General features: G+C 47.4%; 11 protein-coding genes. 7 read left to right on the plus strand and 4 right to left on the minus strand.

Features of this window, described 5'->3' with window-relative positions:
- Positions 1–336 precede the first annotated feature (336 nt).
- Together AD949_RS00300 and AD949_RS13520 are read right to left on the minus strand one after the other, a co-directional pair.
- The gene (locus tag AD949_RS00300; protein ID WP_048835652.1) at positions 337–1,260 is read right to left on the minus strand and encodes a 5'-nucleotidase; all 924 of its coding nucleotides are present in this window, start codon (positions 1,258–1,260) and stop codon (positions 337–339) included.
- Positions 1,261–1,630: 370 nt separating this feature from the next.
- The gene (locus AD949_RS13520; protein ID WP_082064679.1) at positions 1,631–2,647 is read right to left on the minus strand and encodes an AAA family ATPase; all 1,017 of its coding nucleotides are present in this window, start codon (positions 2,645–2,647) and stop codon (positions 1,631–1,633) included.
- Positions 2,648–2,977: 330 nt separating this feature from the next.
- Between AD949_RS13520 and AD949_RS13910 the strand changes: the two genes are divergently transcribed.
- A complete protein-coding gene (locus AD949_RS13910; RefSeq protein ID WP_141325501.1) occupies positions 2,978–3,256 on the plus strand; it encodes a hypothetical protein in 279 nt (92 codons plus the stop codon).
- 215 nt (positions 3,257–3,471) lie between these two features.
- Here AD949_RS13910 and AD949_RS00320 read toward each other — a convergent pair whose 3' ends face one another.
- Positions 3,472–4,035: a recombinase family protein gene (locus AD949_RS00320; RefSeq protein WP_244463345.1), complete on the minus strand. Its 564-nt coding sequence runs from the start codon at positions 4,033–4,035 to the stop codon at positions 3,472–3,474.
- Between the two features lie 129 nt (positions 4,036–4,164).
- Between AD949_RS00320 and AD949_RS00325 the strand changes: the two genes are divergently transcribed.
- The 3 genes from AD949_RS00325 to AD949_RS00335 all read left to right on the plus strand — a co-directional run bounded on the left by AD949_RS00325 (position 4,165) and on the right by AD949_RS00335 (position 5,861).
- Positions 4,165–4,515: a hypothetical protein gene (locus AD949_RS00325; RefSeq protein WP_141325499.1), complete on the plus strand. Its 351-nt coding sequence runs from the start codon at positions 4,165–4,167 to the stop codon at positions 4,513–4,515.
- A gap of 61 nt (positions 4,516–4,576) precedes the next feature.
- Entirely contained in the window at positions 4,577–5,428 is an 852-nt protein-coding gene (locus AD949_RS00330; RefSeq protein ID WP_141325498.1) for a hypothetical protein, read from the plus strand.
- 46 nt (positions 5,429–5,474) lie between these two features.
- Positions 5,475–5,861 carry a hypothetical protein gene (locus AD949_RS00335; protein ID WP_048835656.1) on the plus strand — a complete coding sequence of 129 codons (387 nt, stop codon included), beginning with the start codon at positions 5,475–5,477 and terminating at the stop codon, positions 5,859–5,861.
- 29 nt (positions 5,862–5,890) lie between these two features.
- On the opposite strand, the gene AD949_RS00340 is transcribed toward AD949_RS00335, so the two are convergent.
- The gene (locus tag AD949_RS00340) at positions 5,891–6,478 is read right to left on the minus strand and encodes a recombinase family protein (RefSeq protein WP_244463346.1); all 588 of its coding nucleotides are present in this window, start codon (positions 6,476–6,478) and stop codon (positions 5,891–5,893) included.
- Positions 6,479–6,693: 215 nt separating this feature from the next.
- On the opposite strand from AD949_RS00340, the gene AD949_RS00345 reads away from it, so the two are divergent.
- The 3 genes from AD949_RS00345 to AD949_RS00355 form a co-directional block, all read left to right on the plus strand.
- On the plus strand, positions 6,694–7,011 hold the full coding sequence (locus AD949_RS00345) for a helix-turn-helix transcriptional regulator (RefSeq protein ID WP_082064680.1): 318 nt from the start codon (positions 6,694–6,696) through the stop codon (positions 7,009–7,011).
- Positions 7,012–7,192: 181 nt separating this feature from the next.
- A complete protein-coding gene (locus tag AD949_RS00350; RefSeq protein WP_048835661.1) occupies positions 7,193–8,383 on the plus strand; it encodes a Fic family protein in 1,191 nt (396 codons plus the stop codon).
- 251 nt (positions 8,384–8,634) lie between these two features.
- A partial coding sequence (locus AD949_RS00355) for a DUF6538 domain-containing protein (protein WP_346186927.1) occupies positions 8,635–9,084 on the plus strand: 450 nt, incomplete at its 3' end.

Consider the following 9,084-nt stretch of genomic DNA (forward strand, 5'->3'; position numbering starts at 1 on the left):
AATCACACTTCAGCGAATTTCCAAACAGGCTCTTAACGGAAATGTTTATAGCATTTGGTCTGCATACTTTTTTGTCTATATATGCATATAATTTTTTATCATTTGCCCACGGCAAGAAATAGCGCCTCCATACATGGTGTTGTCTTTTTACTTGCGGCTTCATAACTTCCTATCCTAACATACGCAGATCTTTAATTCGCTTAGAAGCGTACCAGACCCGATTTAACCGATTACATCCCATGATGTGTCCGTTTTTGGAATGGCACCATCTCTAATTATACGACCGGGACGAAGGCGAAAGCGGAAAATAAGGAACATTTTTCACTGTTGCGTTGCTCAGGAAGCTGGAATAACCGGTATGTTCGGATCATGAGGACCGGGGACATGGCCGGATGGCACTACGGCCGATGCACTCAGTACGTGTTTTTCTTGATCGTCGAAAAAGATATGAGCGCCAAAAGCATGCAACACGGGCGCTTTATCCCAGCTACCCACAAAATGGGCCTCGTCGGCGGGCGTGTCCCAAGCGCGTAGTGTGCGGATGACACGTTCATGGGCCGGTGCGTTCCGCGCAGTTACCAGTGCAATGCGAACCTTACTAATATTTCCGTCATTAAGATAGATCTTGCGCAAGGCCGACAGCTTGTGAAGGAACTTGCCGAACGGTCCCCGCTTCATTGGATTAGCGGCGTTAGCAGTCTCATGTGTCAAAAAAGCTTCAAGACCGTCCTTTTTATAAATCTCATCAGATTCTGGCCCGAAGACGACCGCATCGCCATCGAACGCAATCCGAACCTCGTCCGCGCTAGGCCCTTCGCTCCCTAATGGAGCAACGCCCAAACGTGCGGCGGCAGCTCCGCCGTTCACAGCCCCTCTGACGTCAGCATCCTCGTTCGAGAGGAAGAGATCAATCTTCCATGCCGGAATGTACGGAGCCAATGACCTCCCGCTGGTGAAGCTCCCTGTCTTGATAGTGAGTTTATAGTGATTGATGGATTTGAACGCTCTGAGCGACAAATCGGGTGAATTTTGTGAGAGAAGTACGACCTCCACATACGGATCCGCTCCGTGCTCATTTAAAGCCAGAAGCCGTTTCACCACATCGAAGCCTGCGCCTTTGCCGATGATGACATCTTCCCGCTCAAGTTGCATCGCGGCATAGGCGTGAACGCCTTGCTCCCTGAAAACTTTGTGTTCATCCTCAAGATTGAAGAGAGATCGCGTTGAAACGCCGATCCTTAAAGGTTCAGCACGAAGCATCGCAATTGCAGCCTGTTGATCGGTAGTCACTTCGTCACATCTCCAACCTCAGCAAGCATCCATGCGATGCGGAATATGTCTTTTTCGACTTGATTATTTGCAGGAAAAGCACGAGTGGGCAACTGCGTCACAAGCTTAGCACTTGTTCGTCGAATGCACGTATACAGATCTACCGGCGAATACTGGATACGGCGAAGAGCTTCTCCGTTGGATAATTTGGAACGGCATCCAAGGCGAGAGCAATTCCGAATTGAGGATATTGAATGTCTGCTTCCGGAAAGGCGCAACCGATGATCGAATGTCTGACATGTAGGCGTATCCTGCCTGTCTGCAATAAATTTTCAGACAGGCCATGAACACAGCCACACTCTCAGCAGATGGCTAAAGAGGTCATTCTTTCACGTATTAAAATTTCTACCATCATTCTCAACTGCCTCAGATCACCGTTGAAATTTTCCTGCAATACCGCTTCTTCGACACCATCCAATGTTACCCATCTGGCGTCCATATTAATACTGGCCATGAAATTGGCCACCATCTGTCGAGCCATCTGCGGAACATGACCTTTTTGAGGACAAGGCACGTGCACAACATGACAGCGTGAACGCAACGGCGCAGGGACTTTTTCCAAAGAATTTGCAGTCAAAATCCATCTGACACGGGAGAGATTAACTTCTGTATTCAAACAAACATCATAAAAAGTCGCAGCTTCACCAGGCTCAAGAAACTGCAACAGGGCATCTTTTACACTGCCATTGCGATTACCATCAGGAGATTTGTCGATCTCGTCAAGGATAACGCAAGGATTAGCCACTTCTGCCTGCGCAACGTATTCAACAATCACCGAAGGGCGCGGATTACTATATGTTGAATGCGTACCCGTGAATGACAGAACATCAGACATCACCCCCACATTCATGGTCATACAGGGGTAGCCAAGTGCTTTGTTATAAACTCTGGCGAGTGTTGACTTACCACAACCGGGTCGTCCCACTAAAAGTATCGGCTGAAAGCGATGGGAACGCCCAAACACCGTGCGTGTTAAATCCGCCGAGGCCAAAGCTTTAATTGCATCCCGCGCGTATGGAAACCTTTCTTGAACCTGTTCGATACTTTGTTGAACATTAAATGGTTCATGAATACCAACGGGAGATTCTAACCTACGGACATGGCGATAAAGATCACCACCAGACGAACTCGCACTGACGCGTTTTGGAAACGAACACCCTTCCCTAAGAAGAAAAACCTGCTCCTCTTTCGCCAGATCATCAGCTTCCCGTGACCGTTCCGCGTTACGAGATTTCGTTCTAATTCTCCTTGCGAGTCTAGAAAAACTGTGTTGGTCCTTTAAAGAGCTATCATCCTTAGCTTGGTAGTTGTCAGACATACAATCACCCCATCAGATAAGTTGGCTAAAACGCCCCGAATGAAGCGCCTTATCTGTGCGGCATGCAAAAACTTTTGCACTAAAATGAATAATAACGACGTAAAAAACCTTTTCTTTAGAATGATCTTTAGCATATTGCTCGTCACAGGTCAATCGCTGATTGCCCCTCTCTTTCCTGTAAAGGCGCTTTCTCGCGCCCTCTCTGGTAAGAGACATCATCCTCATTAAAGAGATCATTTACCGTGAAAAATTTTCTCGTTCCTTTCATTGCCCTCACCATGCTTCCCCTCTCTTGCGCTGACGCGCGCCCACGGACGCTGGGAGATTTTTTTGCCGGACGAAATCCTGACACTCCGGCCGTTCCACCCAGCCAACAAGACAAAAGAACCTTGGCAGACCTTCTTTCTGGCAGGAACGCTCCAAAAACCAAACCATTCCCGACTGCTCGCAATGGCAATATTCTTCCATCTCGTCCAAACGGATGTCTTGCTGATGCCGCCGCCGGAGCTGTTGCAAGTGGCTCAATGCGCTCTCGTCACCCAATTCTTGGTGCTGGTGTTGGATGCGCTTACGGGTCTTATCAACGACACCAATGGCAGAAACAGTTAAACGCTTACGATTCCCAAACGCCTCCAACACATTAAAACAGCTACTATACATTACATCAAGATCGACAAAATTTTGATTTCTTGATGATCATACCTGAAGAAACCTCTATAACTCTGAGACGTTCATTGTCCGGAAAACGGTCGTTTCTGAAGAATTGTCAAGCAGCATCGGACAAACGGCATCGCTGCTGTCCTTTAAACCTGCTTTTTGGCACGCTATACCCCGCACTTTAGCGTGCGCCAGACAGTGCTTCTGCTCACCTTAAAAATTTTTGCAATTTCTGCCAGCGATCGTCCGGCCTTCTTCAATTCGCAGACATGCGTTCTTTGAGACGATGTCAGGACAGGGCGTCGACCCAACTGGACACCTGCCAGCCTTACAGCTGCCAATCCTGCCTTTGTACGTTCTCTGATGATCTCTCGTTCAAACTGCGCAAATCCAGCGAGAATTGTCAGAAAGAGCTGTCCATTGGGGGTGCCTGTTTCTATCCCAATATTGAGTATACGGACACGTACACCTTGTTCTGTAAGGTTACGGACCAGTCCCATAACGTCGACTGTGTCACGCCCCAGCCTATCCAGTTTTGCCACCACAACGCTGTCACCCTTCACGAGCCTTTTCAATAGGGATGACAAACCGGGACGCTCGACAGCGGGGATACGCCCTGACAGAGTATCCGTAATAATCTCCTCAAGCCCTTCACGTTTCAATTCCAGAACCTGAGGATCATGTGTCTGTTCATCCGTAGAAATCCGAGCATAACCATAACGTGCCATCATTTCCGTCTCCTTCTTTCAACGAGACACATTTTTGGGACACTCAGACTCCACTTACGCCTTCCAAGAGAACATTGTCCCAAAAACGACGGATTTTGAACACGACATCAAACAGCAACTTGGTTCTCTCCCATGACTCAACGCTCTTCAATCCGTCTTTTTTCGATACCTCTTCTAGGTCTGCCGCTCTTGCTGTCTGCATGCTCAGGCAGCCCCCCAAGCAAGGAAGAAGTGGCAAAACTGGAAGCCAACCTTATCAATCAGTCAGTGAGCATGTTTTTTGGAGGAAATCGTCAAAATCAACAGATCGACACAGATGACATAAAAATCGTCAAATATACCTGTCAGGTTGTCAAAGATTTTGATTCTGCTTTCGATTGCACGGTGAGCTTTACACTGAACGATGAGCCCCAGAAAAACACACTCCGTGCCATTCACCATGAAGATGGAAAATGGCGTCTTGCAAAAGAACAGCCCAATTAATCGTCAGTAGACTACTTACTTCTTGATCCGACATAAACATTGAATGTCATGAAAGATGATCATGCGAAAATCTTCTATAGCCCTTGTACTGTTCAGCTTCCCCATTACAGCGCACGCACAAAATGCTGTAGATGATTTTCGGCGCAATATGATGGGTAATCTTGCTGGATACGATCAAGGACATATCCCCTCAAGTAAGACAGATAACCAGGCTCCTCCAGACAATGGAGGAGTTTATCTGAAACACGCATTAGACGTTCCTACCACACCCAACGCAGTTACACAGGCTCCAGTAGTCGGCCTTACAATAGGTATGCCTGCTGTAGAGGCTGAAAAAATCTTAGGCCGTTACTGTAACCATCCAGCCGGTATCAAATACCAAACATTAGGTTTGTCTTATAAAGGGATAGACGTAAAAACGCAGCCTTTTGTAAGCAAACTGACTTGCTCCTCCGATAACGATTCTCTTTCTGTAGACATTTCCCCTCCTGTTGCAGGCACAACTGTCACAAAAATAGACCGTGAAGTTTCCTATCCTGCCGATAAATCTCCCCATTTTGCAGATTTTCAAGCTGAAATTTTAAAAAAATACAATATTCACTTACCTGTTGCCATGCCCAACCAACCAGCAATCGTTGCTCAATATATTTTGAAAGACAAAACGACGTCTGAAAAAATCAATGGCAGACCTATTGATATTGACGATACCTCGGACGCCTTCTCTCAGACAGTACAGAGTTACCTGAGGATCACCGCCAATGTCATACCAGAAAATCCAACAAGCATGTCGGAATTTACCATTTCTTCTGCAAATCCTGGTGATGCCACTGTCATCTCAAACGAAATTATAAAGCAGTTAAAGGCATTTGTTGACGAGAAACTCTCAAACAGTAATGTGAAAACAGTTTTATAATTAATCTACATCCCAAATTCTCCCCATTCCTATATGGATCTGTTAGATGTCTGGAATCGACTTAGGTAATATCACTGAAAATTCCATTGTTTCCGGAAAAGATGGTGGTCGCTCTCTTTGTAACATAAATTACATTCTTTATATTTCAGGCTTTTTTCTTGTTATTCCTGCTTTAATAGGGTTTATTATCGCTCTTGCGTCTCAAGAGAAATCCGATCAGCCCTATCAGTCTCATTTTAAATATCAGAAAAATATATTCATAGTCGGTCTTGTTTATACTTTTTTCATTTCCACTCTAACGCTGATATCTCCTCTTACTTTTGGCATCACGTCGATTATCGCTTTTATTTTAGGCGCAATCTGGTTTGTATGGACAATCCTCAAGATTGTACGCGGCATGCAGGCTCTAGGAAGAAAAGAAAATATTTCCTGATCTACACCAAAAAGCTGAGATTTTATATTCTATTGATTACTTACTACTCTATTAATTGTTGATTTACTGACATTGAAAAGAGCAGCTATCCGTCGCAGAGACATACCTTCATGTGACAAATGAACAATGTGTCTCTTCTGTGGTGCTGTCAGGCGTTCAGGTCGTCCAAGTTTTTTCCCTGATGCTTTAACTGCGGCAAGTCCAGCTCGTGTTCTTTCTCTTATAAGTTCACGCTCAAACTCAGCTATAGCCATCAATATGGTTAGGAACATTCTGCCATTCGGTGTTCCTGTTTCTGCGCCGATGTTAAGGATACGGACGCGGATACCTTGTTCGTCCAGTTCACGCAGCAAACTCAGAACGTCAAGGGTATCGCGTCCCAAGCGGTCTAAGCGGCTGACCACGAGACTATCCCCTCGCTTCATTCTCTTCAGCAAATTCGAAAGTTGTGGACGAGCTCGTGCTGGCACCGCGCCGGAAATCACTTCTGTAATAATCGTCTCCACGCCCTCGCGCTGTAGCGCCAGGATTTGTGGGTCATTGACCTGCATGTCGGTTGAAACTCTCGCATACCCAAAACGTGCCATGCCGATGCCTTTGATAATGACTTCAGACACATCCAAAGGCGGGCCCGAAACAAGAGGCCTCGTATCACGCTTAGATAAATTTGTAAACGTTTTTGGTTCCATATATTCATATATATGTATATTTATATCGCTTTACCCGAAAAAACGTCCTGAAATTTTGCGTCATTCTTGCTCAAAACCGCTTTTTTGGCGCAACATGGCATGAAAGATGAAACTTCCTATTCTGATGGTGGAGACGTTTACTCATGCCTGTTTTGTTGGCTTCACAGTGTCGTGCAGCCCGTGCCATGCTCGGCCTTTCCCAGAAAGATCTGGCACATCTTGCTGAGGTCGGTTCCAGAACACTGGCTGATTTCGAAACAGGAACACGTTCTCCCCATCACAGAACTCTCAAAGCCATCCGTCAGACACTGGAGACAGCAGGAATTTTTTTTATTGATGGGGAAAGCCATCTGGGGCCGGGCGTAAGACTTAACAGCAAAGAACACCCGGCTCTCATGCCAAGCATGGAGCCGAATCCCCCTGAACTTCGACAGGAACTCAGTCCTGACGCTACTCTATAGCCATTACGATTTATTCTCTATCCGTTCCCGTGTTAAACCAAGAGTGCAGGTAGCGTCATATGGCTTTTCATAATTGGCAGAAAACCTTAAATAAGGCATATTACGATAGATCATAAATTAGTCTTCTGCTAAAAAACTTAAATATGGATCGTAATTTTGTCCCATGTTTAAGGTTTTTCTGGTGAACCGTCAGGACTTAACGGGAGGCGTCAGAGAGTGTCTGGCCCGCCTGCCTTCCCCTTATGAGAGCCATTATGGTGTTCTCCCACCACCTCCACCTGAAAGTGGGGTGTATCTGGATAAGATCACAGCTTTGCACTCCCAAGCCATGGCTGCTCTGGGACAAATTGCAGAATGGGCACAAGCGTCAACCGATCCCTACCTCATCAGCAGAACTCTCCGCAGCAGGGAGGCCGTCAGTAGTTCCGCGATGGAAGGTACTCACAGCACCCTTGACGAACTCCTGATCGTTGATGAAGACGATGAACTGGCCACGCAGGAAACACGTCAGGTCAGGGACTATGCGTTAGCACTTGAAAAATTCCTGCCACTGGCCTCTGCATCCGGCAGAACTGTTTTCACGCTCGACACCGTGCTGGCGCTGCATCGGGAAGTCATGAAGCACGACACATCCTATATCGGCACTCCCGGCGCATTACGGACGACCGTTGTCTGGATTGGTGGCAGCAGACATGACATCGCCTATTCCACCTACAACCCGCCCCCGCCTGATCGGGTACCCCAGTGTCTCCAAAGCACACTGGATTATCTGGCGGGGGATGGCATGCAGATGATGACTCAGTCACTCATCACACGGATTGCTATTGCTCATGCCCATTTTGAAGCTGTCCACCCATTCAGAGACGGCAATGGACGGGTTGGCAGACTTCTGATCCCGATGATGCTGGCAGCGGAAAAAGAGCCACCTCTCTATCTCTCTTCCTACATTGAAGCATACAAACAGGACTATTACGACGCGCTGAAACAGGCGCAGCAGAAACTGAACTGGCTTCCCCTGATTACCTTCATGTCACAGGCCATTATTGGGACTATGCAGGAATTCAAAGCTGTCAGGAAGGCGACCAAAACGCTGAAAGCGGAGTGGCTGGGCAGAAGATCCTACAGAAAGAACTCCGCAGCGCTGAGAGCACTGGATGTTCTGATTGATTGTCCTGTCATTACAGCGACACGACTTGGGAAAATTCTAGACATTTCTGCTCCTGCAACCAAGACTGCGCTGGAACAGCTACAGACGGCAGGCATTTTGGTGGAACGCACCGGATATGCCAGAAACCGGATATTTTCTGCCCCCGAAGTCATGGCGATCATCAATAGACCATTCGGGGAAAGAGAACTGGATTCACCGGCATAAACAGGTTAAATATGGCCCCATCAAGTTCCCAGACTGTTTAACCAGTTCTGGGAACTCAGACACTAACCGGAAGACAGCACGTCGCATTCTTTTTGTTGTTTCAAAGGGTTAGAAAAGTGCCACTGCGGGTTGATGCAGGTTCGAGTCCCGCAGTTCGCACCACAGACACCTGAAATAGCACGATTTTTCGGCTAAATGAGGGGCAAAGGCTGTCTTTGCTCCATCGTCCTTCCCCACTGAGGGAAGATTCTATGCTCCGAGTTAGAGGCACCACTTACCACTTCCGCCGTATTGTTCCCCCTGCCCTGCGAGCAGCCTTAAACCGGCGGGAAATCTGGGTTTCCCTGAAAACCGGCTACCAGAACGAAGCCCGTAAACGGGCATCCATTCTTCATGCCAGAACCACAGAACTGTTCATACAGGCCCATCTGGACCTCTTGGAACCAGACGCTTTAAGCAGGCTTGAAGGACTGCGGGTTTCACTGCGGGATTTGCAGAGCGTGAACCTGCCTTCATCTGCTCATGAAACGAGGGCCGTGCCAGTGTCAGCACCGATGCCAAAACCCCGAACGATGAAGAAACCGGCCAAAGCACCCAAAGCCCAACCTTTAATGCTCTCCGGTGCCCTGAAACGCTTTGTGCTGGACAGTCCCCATGCCAGTGCTGACACCAAGAAAGCCACGCAACGGGCGGTAGAGTTG

Source organism: Acetobacter orleanensis, assembly GCF_001581005.1.
GTDB lineage: Bacteria > Pseudomonadota > Alphaproteobacteria > Acetobacterales > Acetobacteraceae > Acetobacter > Acetobacter orleanensis.